A 26,524-nucleotide genomic window follows, 5' to 3' on the forward strand; every position below is an offset into this window, starting at 1 on the left:
CGATACCGACGTCACACCGACGCGTTGCCGATCACCCAATCCGCGCGGTTTCAGCCTTCTGCTTTTTCTTCCAGCTCCAGCCATTCTTCTTCTGCGGAAGCCAAGGCCGCCTGACGTTCTACCAAAGCTTCTGTGGCCTTCTGAAACTTCACTGGCTGCTTGGTGAACAACTCGGGATCCGCCATCAAACCTTCCAACTTGGCAATCTCTGCACCAAGCCGGTCCATGATGTCTGGCAACGCCTCAAGCCGGTGTTTTTCCGTAAAGCTCAACCCACTCTTCGGGGCTTTCTCTTGCTTTTGCTTTTCTGCCTTAACTTTTGTTTTTATATCAATCTTAGGACCATCATCTTGACGTTGTGCCTGATAATCAGACCATCCGCCCGCATAGACTACGGCCTGCCCATTGCCCTCCATAGCGACTGTTGTCGTCGCCACGCGGTCCAGAAAGTCCCGGTCGTGGCTGACCAACAAAACGGTTCCGTCATAGTCGTCCAACAATTCCTGCAACAGATCCAGAGTTTCGACATCAAGATCATTGGTCGGTTCGTCAAGCACCAACAGGTTGCTTTCGCGAGCCATGAGTTTAGCAAGCAACAAGCGGGCTTTTTCACCACCGGACAAGGACCGCACCGGGGCACGAACCTGACGCTCATCAAACAGAAATTCTTTAAGGTATCCAACGACATGCTTTGGATTTCCGCGCACCATAACCTGATCCGCTTTGCCCGAAACGCGCATGTCCGGATCGCCGGTCAGGCTGTCCCAAAGATTCATGTCCGGGTCTAGTTTTTCGCGCCCCTGATCAAATATCGCAGGCATCAGATTGGTCCCCAATGTGACGCTTCCAACATCGGGTGCCACTTCGCCCATCAACATTTTGATCACGGTTGTTTTGCCCACGCCGTTGGGTCCGACAAACGCCACACGATCACCGCGTTGTACGGTGATCGACATATTCTGAACAATCGGATTGCCGCCAAAAGATTTTTCCAAACCTTTGGCATAAATCACTTTTTTACCTGACTTTGGCCCAGAAGACAGGTCCATTGCCGCTGCTCCCTGACGCCGGATCATCGATGCGCGCTCGCCGCGCAATCCCTGCAGGGCCCGCACACGGCCCATATTACGTTTGCGACGTGCGCTGATGCCTTCCACCGCCCATCTGGCCTCAGATTTTATTTTGCGATCCAGCTTGTGACGCGAAACATCTTCCTCATCCCAAACTTTGTCTCTCCAGGCCTCAAACGCTTCGAAACCTTTTTCCTGTCGACGCACTATTCCCCTGTCTATCCAAAGGGTTGCCTGTGTCAGTTCACGCAGAAAGGCCCGGTCGTGACTGATCAGAACAAAGGCCGCACGGGTGGCTTTCAACTCTTCTTCAAGCCAGCGGATCGCCTCAATATCCAGATGGTTTGTCGGCTCGTCCAACAACATCAGGTCCGGGGCTTCGGCCATCAAACGTGCCAGCGCGGCTCGTCTTCGCTCCCCGCCAGAGGCCGTTTCTACCGGCCGGGCGGGATCAAATTTAAGCCCCTCACCAGCCCGTTCAACTTTATAGAGCTCACCCGGTTCCAACCCGGCCGAGGCAAACTCTCCAAGTGTCGAAAACCCAGCCATATCAGGGTCTTGATCCATGTAGCCAACGCTGTTTCCCGGCGGAATGACAATGTTACCACGGTCAGCTTCGACCATTCCCGCCATGACCTTCATCAGCGTAGATTTGCCTGACCCGTTACGCCCAACCAAGGCCACCCGGTCGCCGGGTTGAACAACCAGGCTCAGCTGGTCAAAAACAGGATCTCCGCCAAACGTCAGCGAGACGTCACTCATTTGTAAAAGGGGTATACGTGCCATAACCCGGGGCTAAACCGCTCGGGCCGTCCGGTCAACCGACGTTTATGCTCATGCAGATCTGTTCACATATTCAGGCCGCAATTGCGCGTAGCAAACGTTTACGCGCTGCTGGAATCGCGCTAATTTCCAGGCCCGTAAAGACATGCAGTGTATTCAGATCCCGATCCACAACTGCATGATCGCTTACCCAGCCGCCCATAATCAGGTAAGTTCGCAGCAATGGCGGCATCCTCAGCCGTGCCCGTCTTAGGTTAGGCGTTTGGTTTAACCGCGTTGCAAACCGAAAGACATCCGGCGCTTTTACCTTGGGCAACCAGTGATTCGGCGCAATGTATTGGTCACGTAGCATGGCAAAGGAATCAAGGTATTCATCTGCATCCGTGCCATCAAACGAGGAGCAGCCAATCAACATTTCAACTTTGTTTTCATCCACATAGGCTGTCATCGCTCCCCAAGCCACCCTGAGGATATCAGGGTCTTGGTGGTTGGGATGAATACAAAACCGTCCCATCTCCACAATTGGGCCTTCGAAATCCCGCAGTGCGCACAACTCGTAAAACTGTGCAGAATAGCTTTGCTGAATCTGATCGCCACCGTTCAGCAGCAACAACCGAAAACAGCACACTAATTCATTGGTATTTGTTTCTTCGACCAATATATGCGTGCAAATTTCGTCAAACGGATCGACGTCGGCATCGTCACCCTGCCCTCCAAGAAAAGCAAAGTGACGCAGCCGTTGTGCGGCGGACACATCCGCAGCGTCACGGGCAACGCGTGCCGTATATCGCCCTTTGGAAAATCCCAACATGGTCAAACTCGCTTTGTCACACGTTCTACATATAGAGCAGATCGCGTGACAAATGAATGATCGGCATTTTGGGTTCCCTTACAACGGTCCACCACCAAATGTCGAAGGATCAAAGCGTCCGATATTGCCGGCCAGTTGTTGCAGGAACCCGATATCGTTCAAACCGTTGTCTGTAATGCGTCGCACCAGCGGGATAGCCTTACCGTCTTCCAGCGCGTAATGCTGAACGTTTCTGGCAACACCGTTGTTGTCGAAGTTAATCGCAACAATCTGACGCTCAACCACTTTGGGCTCGCGGGGCCCGTAATGACGCACCTTGCTGCGAACATAATAAAAATCGCCGTCCTTGAGAACGCCGCCAGCAGACGGTGTGCCTATCGCCTCGGTTACAGTGTCACGTGTGTCCACGCCCACTGTAATAGCCGCCAGATCTTCGGAAGCCGGAACATACCCGTGGTTCCGATAGCGTGTGGTACAAGCCGTAGCCACCAATAACACTGCTCCGAATACCGCCCATTTCAACGCTTTGCTGCGTAATGACATGCCTGCCCTCTTGCCTTGGCCTTTTTCGCCTTCTATCCCGCTTACAGAAGGAACGCCTTCGGTTCAAGAATGGAAGCCACGGCAAATGTCTCAGAAATTTAATTCTCCCGCCGCTTTTCGCGTCGCCGATCTGCCGCAAAATCGGGAAACTGCCTTTGAATTGCGCCCCGACAGGTCGGAACTGGAAATGCTGGCCCGCGACCTAGATCTGTTAGGAGTGCGCAAAGTATCGCTTATTGGAACGTTGACAGCCAGCGGTAAGACCGATTGGGCGCTGCGTGCGCGGCTTGGCGCCACTGTGGTCCAACCCTGTATCGTATCGCTTGAGCCAGTCACGACCCGGATTGAGGCGGACATAGAACGACATTTCCTGGCCCTGATGCCGGAATTGGAAGACGACGAAGAAATCGAAATGCCCGAAGACGAAAATGCAGAGTTGCTAGGCAATGAAATAGACGTAAGTGCCACTTTGTCAGAAGCTCTGGCACTGAATTTGCCGCTCTATCCGCGCGCGCCTGATGCAGAATTGAACAAAACGGGCTTTACAGAGCCGGGAAAGCAGGCCATGACCGACGAAGATGCACGTCCTTTTGCTGGCCTTGCGTCCCTTCGGGACATGCTTGGTGAAAAAGACAAAAAATAGGTCTTGCGTCGCGCGGAATTCGCAGTATTTTCGCGCGCTCATCGGAATTTAGAGTTGGACTCGGCCACACGATACGCGTAATGGCTCGGAACACTCAGGAAAACGGGCTTGATGCGATGTATGAGGCCCCTGTAAATCGAAGGTTGCGACAATGGCTGTCCAGCAGAATAAAGTATCAAAATCGCGCCGCAACAACCGCCGTGCTCACGACGCCCTGGTTGCCGCAAACCCAAATGAATGCCCTAATTGTGGCGAACTCAAGCGTCCGCACCACGTGTGTGCGTCTTGCGGCCACTATGCCGACCGCGAAATCGTCGCTATGGTCGATGACGTCGATCTGGACGAAGACGCGGCATAACCTTTTAGGATTTGCGCCCGCATGTCTGGTTTGACTCAAACAGCAAACCCCGGTGCCGGGCGCACTATCGTCTCTGTTGACGCCATGGGTGGTGATCGCGGGCCGGCAGCTGTAGTTGCCGGCATTTCGCTGTCCGCCAAAAAAAATCCGGATATCGGGTTTATTTTGCATGGCGACAAACCAGAGTTGGAAAAGCTGGTCATCCGCAAAAAATATCTCGCGGGACGTGTGGAAATTCGCCACGCCGCAGATGTTGTTTCAATGGAAGACAAGCCCAGCCAGGTGATGCGCAACGGCAAAAACACGTCGATGTGGTCGGCTGTTGATTCTGTCAGAAACGGCGAAGCAGATGTCTGTGTATCCTGTGGCAACACCGGCGCGCTGATGATGTTGTCGGTTGTGCGCCTGCGGAAATTGCCGGGCATCAATCGCCCTGCCATTGCGGTCATGTGGCCGTCGACCAATCCCCAAGGCTTTAACATCATGCTTGACGCGGGCGCAGACATTCGCGCAGACGAGCATGATTTACTGCAATATGCGCTTATGGGTGCCTCGTACGCCCGCAATGGCATGGAATTGCCGCGCCCTCGTGTCGGCCTGCTGAATGTGGGTACTGAAGAGCACAAAGGTCGCCCGGAATTAAAAGAGGCATATGAGCTGATAGCTCAGAATGCGGATGCCGCAAATTTTGAATTTGTCGGTTTTGTCGAAGGGCGTGATCTGCCCGGTAATATTGCGGACGTGATTGTGACAGACGGGTTCACTGGCAACGTTGCGCTAAAAACGGGCGAAGGCATTGCCAGCCTGATCGGGCAGCTTTTGAGAGACGCGTTCAAATTCTCGCCTCTGTCTCGTCTGGCGGCCCTCCTCGCTTATACGTCGCTCAACCGCCTCAACAAACGTATCGATCCACGTCGTGTGAATGGCGGGGTGTTTCTGGGGCTCAATGGCACTGTCGTTAAGTCTCATGGCAGCTCAGACGCGACTGGCGTATCAGCCGCCGTCAAACTGGCGTTTAAACTGGGGCAATCAGGCTTTTCGCAAAAGCTGGCGGCGCGGGTTGCATCCGCCGTCTCTCTGCCGCAAGATACGTCCAAGTCCAGCATTTCAGACAACTAGCAAGGCATTGATATGACGACACGCGCCGTAGTGATTGGCGTAGGCCACTACTTGCCGGAACGGGTCGTTCCAAATGCCGAATTCGAAAAGTCTCTGGACACATCGGACGAGTGGATTCGATCGCGTTCCGGTATTGAACGGCGCCATTTTGCCGCCGAAGGCGAAACGACCTCTGATCTGGCCGCAAACGCGGCGCGGGCGGCTTTGGAAAATGCGGGACTGCTTGTCGATGACGTTGACGCCATAGTTGTGGCAACATCAACGCCCGACCTGACTTTCCCGTCCGTTGCGACCATGGTTCAGAACAAAATCGGTATGACCAAGGGCTTTGGCTTTGATGTTCAGGCGGTCTGTGCAGGCTTCATATTTGCCCTTACAAATGCAAACGCGCTGATTGTATCCGGTCAGGCCAACCGTGTTCTGGTGATCGGAGCTGAAACTTTCAGCCGTATCATGGACTGGACGGATCGCTCGACATGTGTGCTGTTTGGCGATGGTGCTGGAGCGCTGTTACTGGAAGCTCAGGACAGCGACGGCGACGTCTCAGACCGCGGCGTGTTGTCCAGCGATCTCAATTCCGACGGCCGCTATCGCGATATGCTGTTTGTCGATGGTGGTGTGTCCACCACTGGCGATTCCGGCAAATTGCGAATGCAGGGCAATGCGTTGTTCCGCCAGGCCGTCGAAAAGCTGGCGTCAACAGCCCATACTGCATTGTCCAAAATTGGGTTGAACGACGACGCCGTGGACTGGATTGTGCCACATCAGGCCAATATCCGCATCATTCAGGGCACCGCCAGAAAAATGGGCGTGCCGATGGACAGGGTCATTGTGACCGTGCAGGATCACGGCAATACGTCTGCCGCGTCGATCCCCCTGGCTATGTCCGTGGGCGTGACTAATGGCAAGATCAAGCGTGGAGACTTGCTGGTTGCAGAGGCCATTGGCGGCGGTTTGGCCTGGGGTGCGGTGGTCTTGCGGTGGTGACAATCGCATTCTGCACGTCGAACCAGTCGACTTAATTGCGGAAAAACGCGTATTTTCAAGCTGTTGTTATTGACTCATAAAATCCATTACCCCTATGTTTTATGAAATGATTGACTGGGGGGCACCGAAATGGACGGAAAGACACTGACGCGCATGGATCTAAGCGAAGCTGTATTTCGCGAAGTTGGGCTATCACGCAACGATTCTGCACAGCTGGTTGAAAGCGTTTTGGCGCATATGTCTGACGCGCTGGTTCAAGGCGAGCAGGTCAAGATATCTTCGTTTGGCACGTTCAGCGTCCGTGACAAGGCGGCCCGCGTTGGGCGCAATCCCAAGACTGGCGAAGAGGTTCCGATCAACCCGCGCCGGGTTCTGACCTTCCGTCCTTCGCATCTCATGAAAGATCGCGTTGCGGCAGGCAACAAAAGCTAAAGCAGGGCTGCAGATATGGGCAAATCCCGGGACGCGTTTCGCACAATCAGCGAAGTCGCTGAGTGGCTTGATACGCAAGCCCACGTACTGAGATTCTGGGAAAGCAAGTTTACGCAAGTCAAACCCGTTAAGCGCGCGGGTGGGCGCAGATATTACCGCCCTCAAGACATGCAGCTTTTGGGTGGCATCAAAAAGCTGCTGCATGACGATGGTATGACCATCAAGGGCGCGCAAAAACTGCTGCGCGAAAAGGGCGTCAAACACGTCGCTGGCTTGTCACAATCTCTGGATTCCGACCAAGTGATTGAAGCTAAGGCAGAGTTGCCTCAGCACTTGCCCGAGCAAACACAAGTGCCGGATTCCGCTGAGGTACCGGTTTTGGTTGAGTTCGTTCCGGTCGATGATGAACCGCTTGCAAACGACTTAACAGACACCCTACCCGATGCGGCCGAACCGTTTGATGATCCAATTGACGCCCTACCCGAGGACGATGACACGTCATTGCCCCCTCTGGATGCCGATGAGCCAGAAGAGATGGCACCACCACCCCTCACACATGACGGCACACAAGACGACGCATCAACACCTGAGTTTGAGGATGCCGACGACGTGCCAAATATGCCAGAAGAAGCCCCTGCAGACGCGTCGGAACCAGAGTTGGAAATGGAACCCGAGTTGGAAATTGACCAAGGCGCATTGATTACGCAAGCTACGGAAATTCCGCCGACATCTGGTCAGCCTGAAGAAGCTGTTGATCTTGAGGAAGACGACGACCTTCCTTCGCAAGACAAAATGCCCGCATTTATCAATCGCGCTCCGGACCGTTCCTCAGCACACGAGGAAGAGGACGTCCCCGCAACAGCAATAGAACCTGCTGAAACTGCTCCGCAACCCGTCCTGGACCGGAGCAGCGAATTTATGCGCGAAGACTTTCTAACGCAGCTTTCTTCGGCCACAGGAATTGCTCCTGAATATCGCACTGAAGCGGCCGAACTGGTCGCAAGACTAATCGCCTTACGCGCGCGATCTAACGAAACCGAAACGGTCTGAGAAAAGTTGCGTTTTTGACTTGCTCCTGTCAGCAAATTCGCTATGAACAGCCCATCGTCGGGCTATGGCGCAGCCTGGTAGCGCGTCCGTCTGGGGGACGGAAGGTCGCAGGTTCGAGTCCTGCTAGCCCGACCAAACAAAATCGCCCGGGTGCCGCAAGGTCCGGGCGTTTTGCATATCTGGGGAGAGCATCATGACCGGCGTATTGCCCAGCCAAACCATTGAAAAAATGCTGAATTCCGGCGAAATTAACGTCAGCCATCCGATCGTTGACGGACAGGTTCAACCGGCGTCTCTTGACCTGCGACTTGGTCAGACAGCCTATCGGGTACGCGCCTCGTTTCTGTCTGGCAGCAACCGCACGGTGTCTGACCGATTGAATGAATTCGAAATGCACCGCATTGATCTGACGGATGGCGCCGTTCTGGAAAAGGGCTGCGTCTATGTTGTCCCATTAATGGAAAGCCTCGCCCTGCCCGAGGATGTTCAAGCCGTTGCCAATGCCAAAAGCTCAACCGGACGACTGGATTTGTTGACGCGCACCATCACGGATGGTGGTACGGAATTTGACCGCATTCCTGCCGGATATACCGGCCCGCTCTATGCCGAGATCTGCCCCCGCTCTTTCTCAGCGCTGGTGCGTCCGGGCATGCGGCTCAACCAGATCCGGTTTCGTGCCGGACAAAGCATCCTCAGCGACGCCGATTTACGCGTGCTGCATGACCGCAGCCCGCTTGTTGATAGCCCCGCAGTGATTGACGAAGGTCTGGGGTTTTCGGTCGATCTTGAGCCTGAAAATGACACACTTGTCGGCTATCGGGCCAAGCCGCACACCGGTGTAATAGATCTGGACAACATCGGTTATTATAATCCCGCTGAATACTGGGAAGAACTACACTGCTCCGACGGGCAGATCATTCTTGATCCTGGGGCGTTTTATATTCTTGTCAGCCGTGAAGCGGTGCATATTCCCCCTGCCTATGCCGCCGAAATGGCGCCGTTTCTGGCTATGGTCGGCGAATTTCGTGTGCATTATGCAGGCTTCTTTGATCCTGGGTTCGGCCATGATGCCGCCGGCGGAAAAGGATCACGTGGGGTGCTTGAAGTCCGCTGTCACGAGGCGCCCTTTGTGCTGGAACACGGTCAAGTGGTCGGTCGTTTGGTCTATGAGCGTATGGCAGATGTTCCGGATCAGCTTTATGGCTCTGGGATTGCGTCAAATTATCAGGGTCAGGGGCTGAAGTTGTCTAAACACTTTCAAACACGCTGATATCGGCACGCACAAAATAACGAGATGACATCGGATGCATCCCGAAAACAATTTCCAATCGAACTAAACTGCTCAGAACTTGCCGACGCGACGCGCGACGCGCATTGCCTGTTTGGCGCGTTTGGTATTTTGCGGCGCTCCGCCGCCCTGTTTCTGACGTGGCTTGCTGCGTCCTGCATTGTCTGATGAAGAAAGCGCATTAACTCCGGCTTTAACGCCATGGTTCATTGCCTTGCGTATAAACATACGCGTGATCATGTTGATAAGTTGATTGACGTTCATGACGTCCTCCGTACCTGCTCAGCATAGTAAATAGGTATCAATTGTGCCCAGAATAAGGCCGACAGGTCGCAAATCGGCGGATTGTTCTCAATCCTCGAACAATTCGGACTGCCCTTCCAGACTTTCATCTTCGTCGTCCTGCTCGGGTTTAAGCGGCATTGCACTGGGTGGTGGTCGGTTTTCCAACAAGCCCGCTGCTCGCAATTCTTTCAATCCTGGCAGGTCGCGCGCACTTTCCAGGCCGAAATGATCTAAGAACTCGGATGTCACCACAAAAGTAACCGGCCGCCCTGGCGTCATGCGGCGGCGTCCGAAACGGATCCACTCCATCTCCAGCAACTGGTCAACTGTCCCTCTGCTGACGCTCACACCACGGATTTCTTCGATTTCCGCACGAGTGACAGGCTGGTGATACGCAATGATCGACAAAGTTTCGATCGCCGCACGGCTCAGCTTTCGCGTTTCGACCGTTTCTTTCTGCATCAGAAAACCAAGGTCAGGCGCTGTGCGAATGGCCCAGGCATCACCCACTTTGACGACCTTAACACCGCGCCCGTCATAACGTTTTCTCAGATGCGCCATCGCCTCAGCTGCGTCACATGCATGCGGCATACGCGCGTTCATTTCAGCTATCGTAACCGGCTCTGTGCAGGCGAATAGGATGGCCTCGCACATGCGTTCCTGTTCACCCATCGGTGGCGCCTCGAACAGGCTTTCTTCTTTTTCGTCAACGGGTTCAGACATAATCTTCGTCTTTCCTGCGCAACTGTATCGGTGCAAATATCTCAGATTGGCGAATTTCGATCTTACCTTCTTTGGCCAGTTCCAATGAGGCTGCAAATGTCGCCGCTGTAGCGGACCGGCGTTTCTTGGGATCGTCTTCCCACCCGGCAGGCAAATAGCTGTTGATGTCGGTCCAGGTACCTGCAAAACCTATGAGCCCGCGCATGCGCTCTAACGCCTCTTCCATGGTAAACACCGACTCGCGGTCTAACACAAAGGGACGGAATTCATCGCGCGTACGCAACCGGGCATAACCTTGCATCAAATCCAGCAATGTCGCCGAATACGTCACACGCCGCACTCGCGTTACGTCTTCGGGAATACCACGCGCAAAAAAGTCACGACCCAGCCGATCGCGCGCCATCAACTTGGCGGCAGCATCACGCATCGCCTGCAGACGCTCTAGTTGAAACGCCAGATGCGCCGCTAATTCTTCACCACTCGGACCCTCCTCGCTTGGATCAGGAGGTAATAACAGCCGTGATTTCAAAAAAGCCAGCCACGCTGCCATCACCAGATAGTCAGCGGCCAACTCAATGCGCAACCGTTTGGCTTGTTCCACAAATTCAAGATACTGGCGCGCCAGATGCAAAATGGAAATCTTGCGCAAGTCTACTTTTTGGGTACGTGACAGGGTCAACAAAAGATCCAATGGGCCTTCATACCCATCGACATCCACAATCAACGCTTCTGCGGCCAACCTGTCGGCAACAGAAATGTCCTGTGAGTCTTCAAATTCGTCTTCGCCCATATTTCCGCCTGCTCAGAACGCTTTAAATTCCGCAGTGAGCGCCTGAATGTCAACAGTTTCGGGGGGCTGACGTGCAGCCAGCGCAGCATGCGCGCGGATTAAACCTAGTCCACTCAGGACACCGCTGGCGGTCGCAACATCCTGCATTTCATCGAATTCGCCATTGCAATGCAGAACCACATCACATCCCGCCGCAATTGATTTGCTGGCCCTTTCTGATACGGGGCCAGACAAGGCCTGCATCGAAATATCATCCGTCATGATCAATCCGTCAAACCCGATCTGATTACGGATCAGGCCCATGACCCTGGCTGAGTGTGTGGCTGGCTCAGTATCCAAAGCTTCATAAACAAGATGCGCCGTCATCCCCATGGGAATGTCATTTAACGCAGTAAACGGTGCGAAGTCATTTTCAAGCGCTTCGACAGAAGCCGCGACTCTCGGCAAATCCAGGTGGCTGTCAGCCACAGCCCGCCCGTGTCCTGGAATGTGCTTTATGACCGGCAACACTCCGCCGTCCCGCAAACCATTTGCAACAGATCGACCAACGCGCGTCACCAAATCCGGATTGTCGCCATAACAGCGATTTTTCAGGAACGGGTGAGTTTCATCGCGCGCCACGTCGACCAGCGGCGCGCAATTGGCATCTACGCCCAACGCCCGCAGCTCATGCGCCATGATCAACGACCGCAGATACATGACGCGTTCAGCGTGAACGCCTGCCGCCCGAACCTGTTCCAACGGAGGCACCCACTCTGTCGCCAATGGCGGTCGAAACCTTTGTACGCGCCCGCCTTCTTGATCAATCAGGATCGGCGCTTCGTGCGCCACACAGCCCCGCAGTGCATCACACAGCGCGCGCACTTGCGGCGCTGACTCAATGTTTCTGCCAAACAGAATAAACCCAAACGGGCGTGCTTCGCGATAAAAGGCACGCTCGTTGTCGCTCAGCGTCAGTCCCTTACACCCAAATATTGTCGCCCTAAAGGCGCTCACCGGGTCGTCACCGGGATGCAATCCGCATTTTCAGCTTTGAGCGCAGAACATAACCGACGAGCGTCGCTAACATCTGCGAATCCCATCGCGCGGAGACGATAAAAAACTTTTCCGCCACTGGATGCTTTCTGAATCACACGAGTCTTGTCAGTCAGATAATCGCCAAACTTAACCGAAAGCTTATCCCACTCTGCCGCAGCAATCTCGGGGCTGGCATAGGCACCCAACTGCACCATTCGCGTCCCGGTTGGAATCTCTGAGGCTTCAATTGCCTTTGGAACCGCATCAATGGCGTTTGAGGCAGACGCCAACTCAATCTGATCAGCCGAGGATACCGCCAAGGTCGACGGGCGCGGAACAGGACGTAAAGAACGCTTGATACCGCCTTTGATGGCAGGCCTAGCCGGTTCGACAGGATCAGCGATGGCTTCTGACGCGTCGTCAACGGATGCAACTTCTGTAATAATCGGAGGCGTATCAGCCGGGCCGGTGTCGCTTAGCGGGGTAACGCCTGCAGCCAACTGAGCGGCCAGTTCTTCAACAGACATTGTCTCTCCAGACGCCAAAGGGGGCGGCGCGACGATGGCTTCTGCATGCGCCGGAGCCGTTGGTAGTTCCAATTCCTCTGAATCCACAGCGGGAACACTTGTCGGAGTGATTGTGCTGTCATTTTCTGTGAGCGATATGGGTGGCGGCGCCAACACAAGCCGGTCCGCAGGTTTTTCTGCTGACCCTTCTGCGGCGACGTTATTAACCGCCAACCCCTGATTTTCGGCAGGCCGCCCACCAGGTGTTTCGGGTTTTTCGCGCATTGGACCTTCCAACGCGCGCACCACCGGAACACCGCTGACATCGCGGGCCATAATTTTGTACGCCCAAACACATGTGCCAGCCACAAGCGCAATTGAAACAATTGCACCTGCCCAGTTCATCGCCCTGCCCGCGCTATCAGACTCGATCGGGTCGACGCCCCGCGTGCCCATCGGTATCTCTGCCATACTCGCCTCACTGCCACCGGCGATACGTTGTCACCGGGGTTGCCTTGCCTATGCCTCAACCCCGCGCGACGTGCAGCTTGTTACCGCATCTCCTGCGCTGGAGTTACACCAAGAATACCAAGACCGGCGGAAATAACAACGGCTACGGCCCGCGCCAGCGCAATTTTCGCCTGACTTGTGGCAACCGCGTCCTCTTGGATAAAGCGCAATGACGGATCATCGTTGCCCCGGTTCCACAATGCGTGCAACTCGCTGGCCAATTCATAAAGATAAAACGCCACCCGGTGCGGTTCGTTAGTGCGACCAGCGATCTCAACCAAACGCGGCCATTCCGCCAGTTTTTTGGCAACCCCAATCTCGGCCTCATGCGACAACTGCGACAGGTCTGCCGCGCTTAGCGTTGTGTCATCCGTCGGGATACCAGCCTCTCCTGCTTTGCGCAGGACTGAACACACGCGAGCGTGCGCATACTGTACATAGAAAACGGGATTGTCCTTGGATTGTTCCAGCACCTTGTCAAAATCGAAATCAAGCGGCGCATCATTCTTGCGCGTCAACATCACAAACCGTGTTACGTCCGGACCCACTTGTTCTACCACGTCTCGCAAGGTCACAAAATTACCGGCCCGCTTAGACATCTTGAACGGTTCTCCGTTTTTCCACAGCTTAACCAACTGGGTGAGCTTAATATCCAGCGACACCTGTCCATCGCTCAGCGCCGAAACTGCGGCTTTCATACGTTTGACATACCCGCCGTGATCAGCGCCGAATACATCAATTAGCCCGTTGAACCCTCTGGAAACTTTATCATAATGATACGCGATATCCGGCGCAAAATAGGTCCAGCTTCCATCCGATTTTTTAACCGGGCGATCCACATCATCCCCATGTTCTGTGGACTTGAACAGCGTCTGCTCCCGCGGTTCCCAATCTTCAGGCTTCTTGCCTTTGGGTGGCTCAAGCACGCCTTCGTAAATCAGCCCCTTGGATTCAAGTTCCGCAATCGCAGCTTCGATCCGTCCTGTTCCATAAAGAGACTTTTCGGAATAAAACTTGTCCATGCGCACACCAAGCGCACTCAGATCCTCGCGGATCAGATCCATCATTGCGTCAGTCGAAAACTCGCGCACGTCTTCCAACCAGACACTTTCTGGCTGATCTAACAGAGTGTCGCCGTATTTGTCTTTTAAAGCCGCCCCCACAGTTACCAGATAGTCACCCGGATACAGACCTTCTGCGATTTCGGGACTCAGCCCGTTAGCTTCGCGGTACCGTTCGAACACGGACCGCGCCAACACGTCGACCTGCGCACCGCCATCGTTGATATAATATTCCCGAGTGACGTCATACCCGACAAAATCCAGCAAACTTGCCAACGCATCGCCAAATACTGCACCGCGGGTATGGCCAACATGCAACGGTCCGGTTGGATTCGCTGACACATATTCAACGTTAACTTTTTTGCCCTGCCCCATTGCCGAGCGCCCAAAATCAGCCCCAGCCGCCAAAGCTGCCTTTACCAGACCTTGCCACAGTTCAGGTGCAAGCCGCAGGTTGATAAACCCCGGTCCGGCAACTTCGGCCGTCAGAATGCGTGCATCTCCAGCCAGAATGCTTGTCAGATTTTGCGCAATGTCGCGTGGCTTCATCCTGGCGGGCTTGGCCAGCACCATTGCGGCGTTGGTTGCCATGTCGCCATGCGCAGTATCGCGTGGCGGTTCAACCGCAACGTTTATAAAGTCCAGCTCAGCTGGCAACGTGCCTTCTGCTTGCATTCTTTCCAACGCGCCGATTACCAGCACGCGCATTTCGCTAAAGAGGTTCATCAAACCCGTCCTTTTAGATTTGCGCCGGGTTTATCATTGCCAGCGGTCAGGTCAATGTGCCTTGCCCAACAGACGCCCATGTTCCTGCAGGGCAAAACGATCTGTCATGCCCGCGATATAGTCAGATACTTTGCGCGCAATTGCCGTTTCGTCAGTGCATCGGCGTAAGTCAGGATGCCACCGTTTCGGCAACAACATCGGATCAGCCAAAAACAACGGAAACAGATCTTCGACGACCTTGGTCACGTCTTCGCGCATCTTTACAACGGAAGGCGCCCGGTACATTCGGGTGAATAAAAACGACCTGATAACCTTGAGGTCAGACCACAGCGCTGGTGAAAACTGCACCACCGGAGCGCCGTAATGTCGAATTTCCTCTACAGAACACGCTTCGCTTTGCGCCAACAATTCACGTGAAGTGTCGATGACGTCCGAAACCATTACTCCAAATACCCGTCGTAGGGCTTCATGCCGCCGTCGGATCGGATCGAGTGCCGGGTAAAGCTGATCGACCGCTTCATAGGCGGCGCCAACAATAGGTAAGTCGCAAATTTCCTTTTCTGAGAACAGGCCCGCCCGCAATCCGTCATGCAGATCGTGGTTGTTATAGGCGATGTCATCGGACAATGCGGCAACCTGCGCCTCTGCGCTGGCGTGGGTGTGCAATTCCAGATCATGTTCGACATTATAGTCAGCCAAAGCATAGGGCAATTCGCCAGCAACAGGGCCGTTATGTTTTGCAATGGCTTCAAGGGTTTCCCAGGTGAGGTTCAACCCGTCAAACTCTGCATAGTGACGTTCAAGCATAGTGACAATGCGCACTGCCTGAGCGTTATGGTCAAAGCCGCCATAAGGCGCCATCAACGCATTTAGCGCATCTTCCCCGGTATGCCCAAACGGCGTGTGCCCCAGATCATGCGCCAATGCGACAGCCTCGGTCAGTTCCTGATTAAGCCCCAACACGCCTGCAATGGTCCGGGCAACCTGGGCCACTTCTATGGAATGTGTTAGCCGCGTGCGAAAATAGTCGCCCTCGTGCTCCACAAACACCTGCGTTTTGTGCTTTAGCCGGCGAAATGCGCTGGCATGTATAATTCGGTCCCGATCACGTTGAAAACACGACCGAAAATCACTTTCCTCTTCCGGAAAACGCCGTCCCCTGACGTTTTCCGGATCAGAGGCATAGGGCGCATGCATATCTGCTGGTCCTTGTAGCCTGTCCTTGGTCTATCTATATTGCAGCGTAGCCCCGGATAGAACCGGGAATGCGCGCGAAACTGCCTCAGGGTGACAAAATGCAACTGCCTCCCCAAGTAACTGAACGGGCCTTTGCCCGTTTGGCCGAAATCGGAGCCGCCTCTCAGGGGCAGGCTCTGCGCGTCGCGGTTGAGGGGGGCGGGTGTTCCGGTTTTCAATACGAAATAAAACTAGATGCGGCGCAAGACGATGACTTGGTGCTTAAGGGCGGCGGCGAAAGCGTCCTCATCGACAGCGTTTCGCTGCCATTTCTACAGAATGCCGTCATTGATTTTAGCGAAGAATTGATCGGCGCCCGGTTCGTTATCAACAATCCAAACGCCACCAGCTCCTGTGGATGCGGAACAAGTTTTTCAATGTAACTACAAAAAGTTACGTGCCAGTTTTCGTGCACGTGATAAGTGCGACGCATGCGTCTTAATACGCAATACCCACGGGTATGGTGCATCCGCTGGCTGAATCTGATCATAAACTAAGAACACGCCCGACCCGATTACGATTGCGACACCTAAATATATGTTCAGGCCGGGCATTTCCCCAAAGAACACGCCGCCAAGCACCACCATCCAGACAAACTGCAAGTTCATCAGAGGTGTCACGGTATAAGCAGCCAAAAGCCGAAGCGCGATAACAGATAACCAACGCGCTGCGAACAAAAACAGCCCATATGCCGCAACCCATCCAACATCCGTCAAAGGCATCGGTTTGAAAACAAACGGTAAGGCCAGTGCCATCGTCACAGCCAATGCAAGGTTTGGGTAAAACACCTGAGCCAATGAGTTGCTTTCATGTTGGCCTATATACCGCGCCAATACCAGCGACAGCGTACCGCAAACACAAGCGAACAACGCCACAATATGCCCAATTGACACGCTCGACACGCCGCCGGGGAACAGACACAGCATACCCACAAATCCCGCAGCCAGCGCGGCCCACGCCATCGGGCGCACATGTTCACGCAGGATTGGCCCCGAAAACAATCCGGCAAAAATGGGCATCATTCCAATGAAAACAAATACTTCCGCGAGAGGTAGCAACCGGAACGCATAAAAGAACGCAACGGACCCTATAACCGTGAGTAGTGACCTCAACGCCATTGTCTTTGGGCAAATAGTTGTCAAATTTTGGCCTTCGCCCTTAAGCCTTGCCGAACCCCAACTCAGCGCGACCACCAAAAAGCCAGACACCGCAAAGAGTTGCGGCGCTGCATACCCGGACGCGATCAGTTTTGTGATCGCATCAGCCGATGAAATCATCAATGTATAGACCACCACCAATGCGGTCCCGATCAAGGCAGGCCGATTTTCCCCCATCAGTTCGCCTCCGCCATGGTACTGACTCGCGCAAACCCTTCAAAGAAAGAATCGAATATATCCGTGGATTTCTCTGCGCACGCCATAATCACCTGCGATTCCGGGCTTAACGACTCAAGCACTGTGGCACGCATCGCCCCCCAATCCCCGGATCGATCATCGCCCAGTTTGTACATGCATTCCGAAAGCTCTCTCAGCGGGCCGCCAACACCTTCTGGTCGATAAAACCCCATGCGATCGAACTCGAACGCCTTAGCAAAAGGTGCCTTGCCAGCGGTCGCTAACATCCAGTTACACACCAGAAACTCGTGATAGTCATCTTGCTGAGCCACTTGTTGACCACTTGCCACTTCAAACAACGCTGCATGCCGCAGCAACCACGTTTCCCAAATTTGAGGCACTTCAAATCCACCAAAACGCATCGCCACACAGACTTCGGCCAAAAGGTCGGCATTTTGTTCGAGAAACGCCATCAAGCCGACGAATTTCAGCGAAGTGGACACGGCTTTATCAATCATCGGGTCCTTGCGGCCATATTCGGACAGATAGAACACCGCATGGGTCAGCTCATATGCCGCCTTTTTGTTCGGCATCGCAAATGTTGCGTTGCGCACCATAAAACCACGCATTCTTGCATCCAGCCCGCCATCTTCGGGCAAAGGATCAACACCACGTCGCATTATCAGTCGGCGGGCTTCCATACGTTGCAAGTCCGACAGTTCGGCGCGCGCAAACCCTTGATCAGCAACCCAGCGCGATAATTTCGCACCTTTGTTACCTTTCATGCCGAGATCCTCCAGATCCAGACAGATCGACAGCAAGAACCGATAGTATTGAGGGAAAAACTGCAGGCGTTTTTCCACATTCTCATAGAAACCATGATAGGCGCTCAACGCGTCCTCATCAAACTTGGCCCCTGTGCATTCCAGAATATTTAGTAGTTCGGCATTTTCTTTCAGCCAGAACACATCATCCCCGAACCGTCTGTGTTTGGCAAAACTCTGCATGAGCGCCCCATGGCGCTCTGCAGGTGTTTGCCGCTGGGACGGGACGATCAATTGTACGACATTAGACATCGAATTTCTCCGTTGTTCAGTAAAGGCGCGCAAACACGCCCCGTTCCCTTAGCGTCGGATCAAAGACCCGAAGTGAACAGCTCGGCGCCTTCGCCAGCAACTGTCTTGGCTTCTTCACGTGGGGCCAAACCGCTGGTGAACATCTGAACCAGGCCGCTGGTGAACATTTCCACCGCATCACCGTCTTCTGCAGACGTCCCAACTGCTGAAAGTCCCGATGTGAACATTTCCAGACCTTCACCTGTTGTAGCCTGGGCAGTTTTAGTTGGCGCCAATCCGCTAGTGAACATTTGCACCAAACCGCTGGTGAACATCTCGACCGCATCACCATCTTCTGCCGACGTTCCACTTGCCGACAAACCCGACGTGAACATTTCAAGGCCTTCGCCGGCGGTTGTCTGAGCTTTTTCCGAGGGTGCAAGTCCGCTGGTAAACATCTGAACCAGCCCACTTGTATACATTTCTACTGCTTCGCCAGTTTCAGAAGACGACCCGCTTGCAGCAAGTCCTGAGGTGAACATTTCCAGACCTTCACCTGTACCAGTTTCGGCGACTTCACTTGGCCCCAAACCGCTGGTGTACATCTGAACAAGACCGCTGGTGAACAGCGCGGTTGCGTCGCCGTTCATTGCGTCACCGGCCATATCTGGGGAGAGTCCTGAGGTGAACATTTCGGTTCCGACACCATCCAGCAAGCTTGTTTCGGAGGTCTGCCGCGAACGCTGTGCAAATGTTTCGTTAACCATTTCAGTAGATTTTTGAGCGAGCATTTTTTGTTTTCCCAGTTGATGTTTCGAGCCCCTTCACGTTTGCACCCATCCCGGGATTTTAAAACTATTTTTTCTCGCTATGCGAGTTCAAATAACTCAATTTAACATTAATTATGATCGATAACATTCTATTTTAATTAAATTAAATTCCCCCATTTTTGAAACAAATTTTTGCCAAAAATTCGCCGCATTTCTGCCATATTTGAGCGGAGTCGTTTCACTTGCAATCAAAATTACGACAGAATCACAGGGCGTCGGTGCGCCGAATCTACCCAAGTGAGTCGGAATTCCTGCTGCAAAGCATGGCGCGGAAATCGACAGGCGCCGGGCAACCTTCGCCCCTTGCTGTTGTCGGCGAACCGGTAAATAGTCAGGCTCAAGCCAGCGCCATCACCAGTGACTTTGCAGGGACCAAAACATGAAAATTGCGACGTTCAACATCAACGGGGTAAAAGCCCGGATAGACACTCTGCCCCGTTGGCTGGATACGGCACAACCGGATGTTGCTGTGTTACAGGAAATCAAATCCGTCGACGAAAACTTCCCAAGGGAGATGTTCGAAGATCGAGGCTATCAGGTCGAGACTCACGGTCAAAAGAGTTTCAATGGTGTCGCCATTCTCTCGAAATTGCCGCTGGAAGACGTCACACGTGGTCTGCCTGGTGACGAAAATGACGAACAAGCACGCTATATCGAAGCCACAGTCATGGGAGAAACTGCCATTCGCGTCTGCGGTCTGTACTTACCCAATGGCAACCCGACGCCCGGCCCCAAATACGATTACAAATTGGCCTGGATGGAGCGTCTGATTTCCCGAGCGCAGGATTTATTGACCAGCGAAGAGCCCTTCTTGATGACTGGTGATTACAACGTGATCCCGCAAGACGAAGACGCAGCCCGCCCGGAGGCTTGGACACAGGACGCGCTGGCCCTGCCCCAAAGCCGTGCCGCTTTTCGTCGATTGCTCAATCTTGGCTTAACCGAAGCTTTTCGGGCACGCACTAATGGACCGGGTCACTATTCATTCTGGGATTACCAGGCCGGTGCCTGGGATCGTAATGACGGTATTCGCATCGATCACTTTCTGCTCAGCCCACAATGTGCCGATCTTTTACTGGATTGTCAGATAGATCAACAGGAACGCGGCCTTACCAAGCCATCAGACCACGTTCCAGTCTGGATCGACCTCGCGGCCTGACCCAATCCTGCGAGGTTGGAACCAATTTGTTTTGCGCCGCCAAGGACGGATCAAAGCGTAAACAAGGGTGCCAAAGGCAGTCAATTAAACTATGTTAATTATGTCGTAGGCTCACTCTGCGGTGACATCACGGCGATAGATCCAGTCAAACTGTCCCATCAACCGCCTGGGCGCTAACGTTGCCCCCAATTTCAATCCCAAATGCGCCGCAGCCCTGATTGGCGGGGCGCTTAAATGATATTTCCATGCATTCTTTGACGCAGCTGCCACCACCTTGGTTACCCTGTCCTCGCGTTGGGACTGATATGCCGTCAACCCTGTGGCCACATCGTCCGCGCCAGCCAATTCATCGGCCAGCACCCATGCGTCTTCCATCGCCATCACCGCCCCCTGTGCCATGAACGGCAATGTAGGATGTGCGGCATCCCCGACCAATGCGACATTGTCCTTGTGCCAAACCGGCGCAACCGGGTGCCGAAACAACCCCCAGCGCTGCACAGTCTCAACTTGTTCCAGCAATCCACGCACATCGCCCCCAAAATCCGCAAAAACTGACCTCAGGTTTGCAGGGTCATCGGCTATGTGCCATCCCTCTTCCACCCAGGCGGCGCGTTCCTGAACAGCGACTATGTTGACCAAAGTCCCCTGACGAAGCGGATAAGACACCACATGTCGGTGTGGTCCCATATGCACCTGTGCCACAGGACCGTGACCCATGGTGTTAGGAACAGTCGCCCGCCACGCAACCTGTCTGGTGAAAAAAGGGGCTACAGTGCCATTCAACGCTGTTCGGGCTTTGGAATGCAGACCGTCTGCTCCCACCAGAAATGTCGATTTGGCCACAGACCCATTGGCCATTTGCGCCGTCGGTGTATCGCCGGGCACAACTGATTGTACCTTTTGCAACAAGCGTACTTTAATTCCGGCTTCCCGCACCGCATCAGCCAACAGATCAATCAAATCGGCCCGATGTACAAAGTAATACGGCGCGTCGTGAGGTAAATGTCCCAGATCCAGTCGCGCCACCAGTTTGCCATGCGCAAAGTCTCGCAATTCCACGGCCCGGCCACGGACCGCTTTTTGTGCAAGCCGGTCTTCCAACCCAAGTGCACGCAGAACCGCCACACCATTCGGACTGACCTGTAGCCCCGCTCCAACCTCAGAAATCGCTTCGGCCTGTTCCAGAACGGTGACATCCGCGCCGCGCTGCCGCAACGTCAGAGCAGCCGTCAAACCGCCAATTCCGGCGCCAATAATATTGGTTTTCAGCTCGCTCAGGTCCATGACCGCCATATGAAACGAAAAACGCCGGGACAAAAGCCCCGGCGCATCTATTTTTCTGTAATTGCCAACTTATTCGTCGCGATGAACTTTTTCGCGGCGCTCATGACGCTCTTGCGCTTCAAGGCTCATTGTGGCGATTGGACGTGCGTCCAGACGTTTGAGCGAAATAGGCTCGCCTGTCACTTCACAATATCCGTATTCGCCTTCATCAATTCGACGCAACGCCGAGTCGATTTTCAGTACCAGTTTGCGCTGCCGGTCGCGTGTGCGCAATTCCAGCGCCCGGTCGGTTTCCTCGCTGGCCCGGTCTGCAACATCAGGAATATTGCGGGTACTGTCCTGCAATCCTTCAATTGTGTCCCGGCTGCCTGCCAGCAACTCATCACGCCAGAACAACAGCTTGCGGCGGAAATACTCCACCTGCTTGTCGTTCATGAATGGCTCACTCTCTGCGGGACGATAATCGTCGGGCAGGAAAGTTTCTGCTTTCATTTCTGCTCCCTCATCGTGGCCAACGTCAATCGCGGTATTGTTTTCAGACATCGAACCCCCCTTTACTCCGCCTGCAAATACCCCTTCGTTCACTGATTGTCACTACCCCATAGCACTGCATTGCGGACAAAATAGGTTCAATGTAGTGTGCCGGTCGAAACAGGCGAACGGGCGGGAAACATTCATGAAATTTGAAGGCACCAAGGAATACGTCGCGACTCAGGACCTGACAGTTGCCGTTAACGCCGCTGTTACGCTGGAACGTCCCCTTCTCGTCAAAGGCGAACCCGGCACAGGCAAAACAGAACTGGCGCGTCAGGTTGCCGGCGCGCTTGGCGTGCGCATGATTGAATGGAACGTAAAATCGACAACCAAGGCACAGCAGGGCCTTTATGAATATGATGCCGTGTCTCGCCTTCGCGACAGCCAATTGGGCGAAGAACGCGTGCATGACATCTCCAACTATATCAAACGCGGCAAGCTATGGGATGCCTTTGACAGTGACGAAAAGGTCGTGCTTTTGATCGATGAAATCGACAAGGCGGACATCGAATTCCCCAACGACCTTTTGCAAGAACTCGATAAGATGGAGTTCCACGTCTACGAAACAGGCGAAACGGTGCGCGCGAAGCACCGTCCGATTATCATCATCACGTCGAACAACGAAAAAGAACTGCCGGACGCTTTCCTGCGTCGTTGCTTTTTTCATTATATTCGCTTTCCCGACGCCGAAACGATGAAAAAGATCGTCGAAGTCCACCATCCGGGGATCAAAAATGCGCTTCTCACCACTGCTCTGACCCAGTTCTATGAAATTCGTGACGTCGCGGGCCTCAAGAAAAAACCGTCAACATCCGAAGTGCTGGATTGGCTTAAACTGCTATTGGCCGAAGATTTGGACCCAGAGGATCTAAAACGGGGCGGTGAAAACGCCCTGCCAAAATTGCATGGAGCTTTGCTCAAGAATGAACAGGACGTGCACCTTTTTGAGCGCCTCGCATTTATGGCGCGTTCTGGTCGGTAACATCTCACATTGCTAAGAATCGTGTCGGCGAGGTCCAATTTCGCAAAATCGACCCAACTGTGTCCAGTAACTGCCGAACCTACTTCAAATTCTTGCCTAAAACCCGGCTTAAATTACGCAGAAGCAAAGACAGAAGCTATTTTTGTTAGTAACATTTTTTGAAGGAGTTCGGCATGTCAGACACAGAGATAGAAATTCGACCGTTGCAGGCTACGGACGAGCCGCAATGGCGGGATCTGTGGCAGGCTTATCTGAAATTCTACAATACATCTGTACCCGAGCAGGTCTATCAATCGACCTTACAGAGGTTGCTCGGGGATGATCCTCAAGATTTCTCTTGTCTCGTTGCGGTGAAAAACGGACGCCTTGTGGGCTTCACGCATTTCCTTTTCCACCGGCACGCGTGGAAGATTGAAAACACCTGTTACCTGCAGGATCTCTATGCGGATTCAGACGTGCGGGGTACTGGCGTCGGGCGGAAACTGATCGAAGCGGTGTATGCGGCTGCAGATCAGGCAAATGCCCCTGCGGTTTATTGGCTTACGCAGGATTTTAACACCGCTGCGCGTCAGCTGTATGATCGCGTAGGCAAACAGACACCTTTCATTCGGTACAACCGCCCGTGAAGATACGTCTGCTAATCCCGGTCCTTTTGACCCTCGCTGCCTGCACAACCACTGGTCAGGTAGATACGCCCACGCGCGCGGCTGTCGCCAACACGACTCTACCGCCGATGAAAAGCTTTGCCACCCCCCAACCGGTGCCGCCAACACGATCAAATCGCGACATCGCTCGCGATTTTCTAGATCTTGCATTCGAGCTGGAAAGCGGCCGTCAAATTGAAAAACTGACCCGCTTTGACGGACCTATAACCTTGCGCGTCACTGGTAATACCTCGGGCAGCTTGATGCCTGACCTCAAGAGCCTGATCGCACGATTACGCAGCGAGGCGCGCATCGACATTCAGCTTGTTCAGGATCGCAACGCCAATATTACCATTCAAGCAGTGTCGCGCCGCGATATCCGTCGTGCGTTACCGCAAGCCGCCTGTTTTGTTGTGCCCAATATTTCCAGCTTGTCGCAATACAGGTCTGCGCGCCGCAAGGCGTCGACCAACTGGGCGCTACTCGACACTCGTGAAAAACTCGCAATTTTTGTACCCAGCGACACAAGCCCTCAGGAAACGCGCGACTGTTTACACGAAGAACTGGCACAAGCACTTGGTCCGCTCAACGACCTCTATCGCCTACCTGACAGCGTGTTTAACGACGACAACATCCATGCGGTACTGACCGGCTTTGATATGACTGTCTTGCGAGCTTACTATGATCCGACACTGCAAAATGGTATGACCCGCGAACAGGTGGCTGCACGCCTGCCGTCTATTCTGGCCCGGATCAATCCACGAGGAGAAACTCTGTCTTCCCGCCGCCTGCCGGAAACACCCCGCTCCTGGATTGACGCCATACAAACCGCGTTGGGCCCCGGCACCACACCGTCAGGACGCCGCGTTGCAGCACGACAGGCCTTGCAAATCGCACAGACCCAACGCTGGCAGGATCACCGTTTAGGCTTTTCGCATTACGCTCTGGGTCGCCTGCTTCAGTCGCAAGACATCGCCGCCGCACATGCAGAATTCGTCAAAGCAGATCGCGCCTATGCAAACGTGTCCCGGTTCGGTCCGCACCGCGCCTTTGTCACAACTCAACTTTCAGCCTACGCCATTTCTGCTGGACGCGGTCAGGAGGCACTGAACCTGATCAACCCACAGTTGGGACCCGCCGCGCAATATGAAAACGCCGCACTTCTATCGACACTGATGCTGCTGCGCGCAGAAGCGCTTGAACTGCAAGGAAAGCATGAAGAAGCCGGCACCGTGCGACTGGACAGTCTTGGCTGGGCACGATACGGCTTTGGCCCGGACTGGGCGGTGCGCTCTAAACTACGCGAAATTGCTTCACTCAGCCCGCTGAACGGGAGATTCTGACGCGCCATGTTTGTTATTATCGGTATCATTCTGGGAGCCATTATAGGTGGCTCTCTCGCCAAAAAACGCGGCGGTAAACGTCTCGATATCCTCCAATATGCTGCGACCTATGCCATTGGTTTCGCCATTTTGGGGCTGTTCATTACGATCTTCGCGCATCGCATGAGCGTTTAATCCCTATGTTCCTGCGCTTCTTTGACAACCTCAGAGCAGGCGGTGTTCCCGTGTCACTGCGTGAATTTCTGGGGTTTCTCGAAGGATTAAACGCCGGTCTGGCCACATACGACATCGAAGCTTTTTACTACCTCGCGCGCACGATCATGGTGAAAGACGAACGCAATATCGACAAGTTCGATCGTGCTTTCGCAGCCAGTTTCGAAGGCCTGGCTAACATCTCGCCCCAACAGGTGATGGACGCTGTCGATATTCCCGAAGAATGGCTGCGCAAAATGGCTGAAAAACACCTCAGCCCCGTGGAAATGGCCGAAATTAACGCGCTTGGCGGGTTTGACAAGCTGATGGAAACGCTCAAGGAGCGCCTGAAAGAACAAGAGGGTCGCCATCAGGGCGGCAATAAATGGATCGGAACCGCCGGCACATCGCCATTTGGCGCCTACGGGTATAACCCCGAAGGTGTTCGGATCGGCCAAAATGAAAGCCGTCACCAACGCGCGACCAAGGTTTGGGACAAACGCGAATTTCGCAATTTCGACGATACCGTCGAATTGGGTACCCGCAACATTAAAGTTGCCCTGAAACGCCTGCGCCGCTGGGCCCGAGAGGGCGCAAACGAAGAGCTTGACCTGAACGGCACCATCCGCGCCACCGCCGAACATGGCTACCTTGATGTAAAAACCCGCCCGGAACGTCACAACGCGGTCAAAGTACTTTTGTTTCTGGATGTTGGCGGTTCAATGGACCCCTACGTCAAAGTTGTGCAGGAACTGTTTTCCGCCGCGCGCGCCGAATTCAAACATCTGGAATATTTCTATTTCCACAATTGTCTTTACGAAGGCGTTTGGCGCGACAACCAGCGTCGCTGGAACGACCAGACCTTGACGCACGAAATTCTGCGCACTTATGGCTCAGACTACAAATGTATCTTTGTTGGCGACGCTTCCATGAGCCCTTATGAAATCGCCTATCCCGGCGGTGCCAACGAACACTGGAATGCCGAAGCCGGTCAGGTCTGGCTTGAACGCGCCCGAGATCAATGGGCCTCCAATCTTTGGATCAACCCGATCGCTGAAAAGCATTGGCAATACACGCATTCGATCAAAATGGTGCGCGATATCTTCGAAGATCGCATGGTTCCCATGACGTTGCAGGGTCTCGAACAAGGTATGCGGGATCTGACCCGTTAGTTCGGCAGAGGACAGGCCCTGTATTGCAGCTTCTTTTTTTCTGAGTGTCTGCGCATG

Annotated in this window: 29 protein-coding genes and 1 tRNA gene; 15 read left to right on the plus strand and 15 right to left on the minus strand. The window is 53.9% G+C overall.

Going from position 1 to position 26,524, the window contains the following annotated elements; all coding sequences use genetic code 11:
- Nucleotides 1–50: 50 nt before the first annotated feature.
- The 3 genes from ABJI08_RS03565 to bamE form a co-directional block, all read right to left on the minus strand.
- A complete protein-coding gene (locus ABJI08_RS03565; protein WP_348400446.1) occupies nucleotides 51–1,856 on the minus strand; it encodes an ABC-F family ATP-binding cassette domain-containing protein in 1,806 nt (601 codons plus the stop codon).
- A gap of 70 nt (nucleotides 1,857–1,926) precedes the next feature.
- Nucleotides 1,927–2,664, minus strand: coding sequence for a GNAT family N-acyltransferase (locus tag ABJI08_RS03570; protein WP_348400447.1), 738 nt, complete (start codon nucleotides 2,662–2,664; stop codon nucleotides 1,927–1,929).
- A gap of 78 nt (nucleotides 2,665–2,742) precedes the next feature.
- A complete protein-coding gene (gene bamE, locus ABJI08_RS03575; RefSeq protein WP_348400448.1) occupies nucleotides 2,743–3,207 on the minus strand; it encodes an outer membrane protein assembly factor BamE in 465 nt (154 codons plus the stop codon).
- An 85-nt stretch (nucleotides 3,208–3,292) separates the two neighbouring features.
- On the opposite strand from bamE, the gene ABJI08_RS03580 reads away from it, so the two are divergent.
- The 8 genes from ABJI08_RS03580 (at nucleotide 3,293) to ABJI08_RS03615 (ending at nucleotide 9,066) form a co-directional block, all read left to right on the plus strand.
- Entirely contained in the window at nucleotides 3,293–3,850 is a 558-nt protein-coding gene (locus tag ABJI08_RS03580) for a DUF177 domain-containing protein (RefSeq protein ID WP_348400449.1), read from the plus strand.
- 151 nt (nucleotides 3,851–4,001) lie between these two features.
- Nucleotides 4,002–4,208, plus strand: coding sequence for a 50S ribosomal protein L32 (gene rpmF / locus ABJI08_RS03585; protein WP_348400450.1), 207 nt, complete (start codon nucleotides 4,002–4,004; stop codon nucleotides 4,206–4,208).
- Between the two features lie 21 nt (nucleotides 4,209–4,229).
- Complete coding sequence (gene plsX / locus ABJI08_RS03590; protein WP_348400451.1) at nucleotides 4,230–5,327, plus strand: phosphate acyltransferase PlsX; 1,098 nt, start codon at nucleotides 4,230–4,232, stop codon at nucleotides 5,325–5,327.
- Between the two features lie 12 nt (nucleotides 5,328–5,339).
- On the plus strand, nucleotides 5,340–6,314 hold the full coding sequence (locus ABJI08_RS03595; protein ID WP_348400452.1) for a beta-ketoacyl-ACP synthase III: 975 nt from the start codon (nucleotides 5,340–5,342) through the stop codon (nucleotides 6,312–6,314).
- A gap of 129 nt (nucleotides 6,315–6,443) precedes the next feature.
- Entirely contained in the window at nucleotides 6,444–6,746 is a 303-nt protein-coding gene (gene ihfA / locus ABJI08_RS03600) for an integration host factor subunit alpha (RefSeq protein WP_348400453.1), read from the plus strand.
- Between the two features lie 15 nt (nucleotides 6,747–6,761).
- Complete coding sequence (locus tag ABJI08_RS03605; RefSeq protein ID WP_348400454.1) at nucleotides 6,762–7,796, plus strand: MerR family transcriptional regulator; 1,035 nt, start codon at nucleotides 6,762–6,764, stop codon at nucleotides 7,794–7,796.
- Between the two features lie 58 nt (nucleotides 7,797–7,854).
- Nucleotides 7,855–7,931 (plus strand) — tRNA-Pro (locus ABJI08_RS03610).
- Between the two features lie 58 nt (nucleotides 7,932–7,989).
- Nucleotides 7,990–9,066 carry a 2'-deoxycytidine 5'-triphosphate deaminase gene (locus ABJI08_RS03615; RefSeq protein ID WP_348400455.1) on the plus strand — a complete coding sequence of 359 codons (1,077 nt, stop codon included), beginning with the start codon at nucleotides 7,990–7,992 and terminating at the stop codon, nucleotides 9,064–9,066.
- 72 nt (nucleotides 9,067–9,138) lie between these two features.
- Here ABJI08_RS03615 and ABJI08_RS03620 read toward each other — a convergent pair whose 3' ends face one another.
- The 7 genes from ABJI08_RS03620 to ABJI08_RS03650 all read right to left on the minus strand — a co-directional run bounded on the left by ABJI08_RS03620 (nucleotide 9,139) and on the right by ABJI08_RS03650 (nucleotide 15,899).
- A complete protein-coding gene (locus tag ABJI08_RS03620; RefSeq protein ID WP_348400456.1) occupies nucleotides 9,139–9,348 on the minus strand; it encodes a hypothetical protein in 210 nt (69 codons plus the stop codon).
- A gap of 87 nt (nucleotides 9,349–9,435) precedes the next feature.
- On the minus strand, nucleotides 9,436–10,092 hold the full coding sequence (gene scpB / locus ABJI08_RS03625) for an SMC-Scp complex subunit ScpB (RefSeq protein WP_348400457.1): 657 nt from the start codon (nucleotides 10,090–10,092) through the stop codon (nucleotides 9,436–9,438).
- On the minus strand, nucleotides 10,085–10,882 hold the full coding sequence (locus ABJI08_RS03630; protein ID WP_348400458.1) for a ScpA family protein: 798 nt from the start codon (nucleotides 10,880–10,882) through the stop codon (nucleotides 10,085–10,087). Before ABJI08_RS03630 ends, scpB begins: the two co-directional genes overlap by 8 nt.
- 12 nt (nucleotides 10,883–10,894) lie before the next feature.
- Nucleotides 10,895–11,878, minus strand: a complete 984-nt coding sequence (gene nagZ / locus ABJI08_RS03635; protein ID WP_348400459.1) for a beta-N-acetylhexosaminidase — start codon at nucleotides 11,876–11,878, stop codon at nucleotides 10,895–10,897.
- Nucleotides 11,875–12,876: an SPOR domain-containing protein gene (locus ABJI08_RS03640; protein WP_348400460.1), complete on the minus strand. Its 1,002-nt coding sequence runs from the start codon at nucleotides 12,874–12,876 to the stop codon at nucleotides 11,875–11,877. The genes nagZ and ABJI08_RS03640 overlap by 4 nt, the downstream gene beginning before the upstream one ends.
- An 80-nt stretch (nucleotides 12,877–12,956) precedes the next feature.
- Nucleotides 12,957–14,702 carry an arginine--tRNA ligase gene (gene argS, locus ABJI08_RS03645; RefSeq protein WP_348400461.1) on the minus strand — a complete coding sequence of 582 codons (1,746 nt, stop codon included), beginning with the start codon at nucleotides 14,700–14,702 and terminating at the stop codon, nucleotides 12,957–12,959.
- A gap of 51 nt (nucleotides 14,703–14,753) precedes the next feature.
- Complete coding sequence (locus ABJI08_RS03650; RefSeq protein WP_348400462.1) at nucleotides 14,754–15,899, minus strand: deoxyguanosinetriphosphate triphosphohydrolase; 1,146 nt, start codon at nucleotides 15,897–15,899, stop codon at nucleotides 14,754–14,756.
- A gap of 98 nt (nucleotides 15,900–15,997) precedes the next feature.
- On the opposite strand from ABJI08_RS03650, the gene ABJI08_RS03655 reads away from it, so the two are divergent.
- Nucleotides 15,998–16,321 carry an iron-sulfur cluster assembly accessory protein gene (locus tag ABJI08_RS03655; protein WP_348400463.1) on the plus strand — a complete coding sequence of 108 codons (324 nt, stop codon included), beginning with the start codon at nucleotides 15,998–16,000 and terminating at the stop codon, nucleotides 16,319–16,321.
- Here ABJI08_RS03655 and ABJI08_RS03660 read toward each other — a convergent pair whose 3' ends face one another.
- From ABJI08_RS03660 to ABJI08_RS03670, 3 genes are read right to left on the minus strand one after another with little or no spacing between them, the layout of a single operon-like run.
- Nucleotides 16,322–17,272 carry a DMT family transporter gene (locus tag ABJI08_RS03660; RefSeq protein ID WP_348400464.1) on the minus strand — a complete coding sequence of 317 codons (951 nt, stop codon included), beginning with the start codon at nucleotides 17,270–17,272 and terminating at the stop codon, nucleotides 16,322–16,324.
- Nucleotides 17,272–18,348: a hypothetical protein gene (locus tag ABJI08_RS03665; protein WP_348400465.1), complete on the minus strand. Its 1,077-nt coding sequence runs from the start codon at nucleotides 18,346–18,348 to the stop codon at nucleotides 17,272–17,274. The genes ABJI08_RS03660 and ABJI08_RS03665 overlap by 1 nt, the downstream gene beginning before the upstream one ends.
- Before the next feature lie 59 nt (nucleotides 18,349–18,407).
- Nucleotides 18,408–19,118, minus strand: coding sequence for a hypothetical protein (locus tag ABJI08_RS03670; protein ID WP_348400466.1), 711 nt, complete (start codon nucleotides 19,116–19,118; stop codon nucleotides 18,408–18,410).
- Nucleotides 19,119–19,536: 418 nt separating this feature from the next.
- Between ABJI08_RS03670 and xth the strand changes: the two genes are divergently transcribed.
- The gene (gene xth / locus ABJI08_RS03675) at nucleotides 19,537–20,316 is read left to right on the plus strand and encodes an exodeoxyribonuclease III (protein ID WP_348400467.1); all 780 of its coding nucleotides are present in this window, start codon (nucleotides 19,537–19,539) and stop codon (nucleotides 20,314–20,316) included.
- Nucleotides 20,317–20,427: 111 nt separating this feature from the next.
- Here xth and ABJI08_RS03680 read toward each other — a convergent pair whose 3' ends face one another.
- Entirely contained in the window at nucleotides 20,428–21,600 is a 1,173-nt protein-coding gene (locus ABJI08_RS03680) for an FAD-dependent monooxygenase (protein WP_348400535.1), read from the minus strand.
- Between the two features lie 69 nt (nucleotides 21,601–21,669).
- Entirely contained in the window at nucleotides 21,670–22,092 is a 423-nt protein-coding gene (gene dksA, locus ABJI08_RS03685; RefSeq protein ID WP_348400536.1) for an RNA polymerase-binding protein DksA, read from the minus strand.
- 184 nt (nucleotides 22,093–22,276) lie between these two features.
- On the opposite strand from dksA, the gene ABJI08_RS03690 reads away from it, so the two are divergent.
- The 5 genes from ABJI08_RS03690 (at nucleotide 22,277) to ABJI08_RS03710 (ending at nucleotide 26,467) form a co-directional block, all read left to right on the plus strand.
- Nucleotides 22,277–23,116, plus strand: coding sequence for a MoxR family ATPase (locus ABJI08_RS03690; protein WP_348400468.1), 840 nt, complete (start codon nucleotides 22,277–22,279; stop codon nucleotides 23,114–23,116).
- Between the two features lie 173 nt (nucleotides 23,117–23,289).
- Nucleotides 23,290–23,742: a GNAT family N-acetyltransferase gene (locus ABJI08_RS03695; protein ID WP_348400469.1), complete on the plus strand. Its 453-nt coding sequence runs from the start codon at nucleotides 23,290–23,292 to the stop codon at nucleotides 23,740–23,742.
- The gene (locus ABJI08_RS03700) at nucleotides 23,739–25,103 is read left to right on the plus strand and encodes a DUF2927 domain-containing protein (RefSeq protein WP_348400470.1); all 1,365 of its coding nucleotides are present in this window, start codon (nucleotides 23,739–23,741) and stop codon (nucleotides 25,101–25,103) included. The genes ABJI08_RS03695 and ABJI08_RS03700 overlap by 4 nt, the downstream gene beginning before the upstream one ends.
- Nucleotides 25,104–25,109: 6 nt before the next feature.
- On the plus strand, nucleotides 25,110–25,277 hold the full coding sequence (locus tag ABJI08_RS03705) for a hypothetical protein (RefSeq protein ID WP_348400471.1): 168 nt from the start codon (nucleotides 25,110–25,112) through the stop codon (nucleotides 25,275–25,277).
- Between the two features lie 5 nt (nucleotides 25,278–25,282).
- Nucleotides 25,283–26,467, plus strand: a complete 1,185-nt coding sequence (locus tag ABJI08_RS03710; RefSeq protein ID WP_348400472.1) for a VWA domain-containing protein — start codon at nucleotides 25,283–25,285, stop codon at nucleotides 26,465–26,467.
- Nucleotides 26,468–26,524 lie beyond the last annotated feature (57 nt).

This window comes from Shimia sp., from assembly GCF_039969785.1.
Lineage (GTDB): Bacteria > Pseudomonadota > Alphaproteobacteria > Rhodobacterales > Rhodobacteraceae > Shimia.

Excerpts from the sequence above, each read along its gene's own strand:
- ABJI08_RS03630 (WP_348400458.1), bottom strand. The coding sequence starts at position 10,882 with ATGGGCGAAGACGAATTTGAAGACTCACAGGACATTTCTGTTGCCGAC.
- ABJI08_RS03580 (WP_348400449.1), top strand. The coding sequence starts at position 3,293 with ATGTCTCAGAAATTTAATTCTCCCGCCGCTTTTCGCGTCGCCGATCTG.
- ABJI08_RS03680 (WP_348400535.1), bottom strand. The coding sequence starts at position 21,600 with ATGGACCTGAGCGAGCTGAAAACCAATATTATTGGCGCCGGAATTGGC.
- ihfA (WP_348400453.1), top strand. The coding sequence starts at position 6,444 with ATGGACGGAAAGACACTGACGCGCATGGATCTAAGCGAAGCTGTATTT.
- ABJI08_RS03660 (WP_348400464.1), bottom strand. The coding sequence starts at position 17,272 with ATGGGGGAAAATCGGCCTGCCTTGATCGGGACCGCATTGGTGGTGGTC.
- ABJI08_RS03595 (WP_348400452.1), top strand. The coding sequence starts at position 5,340 with ATGACGACACGCGCCGTAGTGATTGGCGTAGGCCACTACTTGCCGGAA.
- ABJI08_RS03710 (WP_348400472.1), top strand. The coding sequence starts at position 25,283 with ATGTTCCTGCGCTTCTTTGACAACCTCAGAGCAGGCGGTGTTCCCGTG.
- ABJI08_RS03565 (WP_348400446.1), bottom strand. The coding sequence starts at position 1,856 with ATGGCACGTATACCCCTTTTACAAATGAGTGACGTCTCGCTGACGTTT.
- argS (WP_348400461.1), bottom strand. The coding sequence starts at position 14,702 with ATGAACCTCTTTAGCGAAATGCGCGTGCTGGTAATCGGCGCGTTGGAA.
- ABJI08_RS03705 (WP_348400471.1), top strand. The coding sequence starts at position 25,110 with ATGTTTGTTATTATCGGTATCATTCTGGGAGCCATTATAGGTGGCTCT.
- ABJI08_RS03655 (WP_348400463.1), top strand. The coding sequence starts at position 15,998 with ATGCAACTGCCTCCCCAAGTAACTGAACGGGCCTTTGCCCGTTTGGCC.
- ABJI08_RS03695 (WP_348400469.1), top strand. The coding sequence starts at position 23,290 with ATGTCAGACACAGAGATAGAAATTCGACCGTTGCAGGCTACGGACGAG.
- ABJI08_RS03650 (WP_348400462.1), bottom strand. The coding sequence starts at position 15,899 with ATGCATGCGCCCTATGCCTCTGATCCGGAAAACGTCAGGGGACGGCGT.
- ABJI08_RS03665 (WP_348400465.1), bottom strand. The coding sequence starts at position 18,348 with ATGTCTAATGTCGTACAATTGATCGTCCCGTCCCAGCGGCAAACACCT.
- plsX (WP_348400451.1), top strand. The coding sequence starts at position 4,230 with ATGTCTGGTTTGACTCAAACAGCAAACCCCGGTGCCGGGCGCACTATC.
- scpB (WP_348400457.1), bottom strand. The coding sequence starts at position 10,092 with ATGTCTGAACCCGTTGACGAAAAAGAAGAAAGCCTGTTCGAGGCGCCA.
- rpmF (WP_348400450.1), top strand. The coding sequence starts at position 4,002 with ATGGCTGTCCAGCAGAATAAAGTATCAAAATCGCGCCGCAACAACCGC.
- ABJI08_RS03670 (WP_348400466.1), bottom strand. The coding sequence starts at position 19,118 with ATGCTCGCTCAAAAATCTACTGAAATGGTTAACGAAACATTTGCACAG.
- ABJI08_RS03640 (WP_348400460.1), bottom strand. The coding sequence starts at position 12,876 with ATGGCAGAGATACCGATGGGCACGCGGGGCGTCGACCCGATCGAGTCT.
- ABJI08_RS03690 (WP_348400468.1), top strand. The coding sequence starts at position 22,277 with ATGAAATTTGAAGGCACCAAGGAATACGTCGCGACTCAGGACCTGACA.
- ABJI08_RS03620 (WP_348400456.1), bottom strand. The coding sequence starts at position 9,348 with ATGAACGTCAATCAACTTATCAACATGATCACGCGTATGTTTATACGC.
- bamE (WP_348400448.1), bottom strand. The coding sequence starts at position 3,207 with ATGTCATTACGCAGCAAAGCGTTGAAATGGGCGGTATTCGGAGCAGTG.
- ABJI08_RS03570 (WP_348400447.1), bottom strand. The coding sequence starts at position 2,664 with ATGTTGGGATTTTCCAAAGGGCGATATACGGCACGCGTTGCCCGTGAC.
- ABJI08_RS03605 (WP_348400454.1), top strand. The coding sequence starts at position 6,762 with ATGGGCAAATCCCGGGACGCGTTTCGCACAATCAGCGAAGTCGCTGAG.
- dksA (WP_348400536.1), bottom strand. The coding sequence starts at position 22,092 with ATGAAAGCAGAAACTTTCCTGCCCGACGATTATCGTCCCGCAGAGAGT.
- xth (WP_348400467.1), top strand. The coding sequence starts at position 19,537 with ATGAAAATTGCGACGTTCAACATCAACGGGGTAAAAGCCCGGATAGAC.
- ABJI08_RS03615 (WP_348400455.1), top strand. The coding sequence starts at position 7,990 with ATGACCGGCGTATTGCCCAGCCAAACCATTGAAAAAATGCTGAATTCC.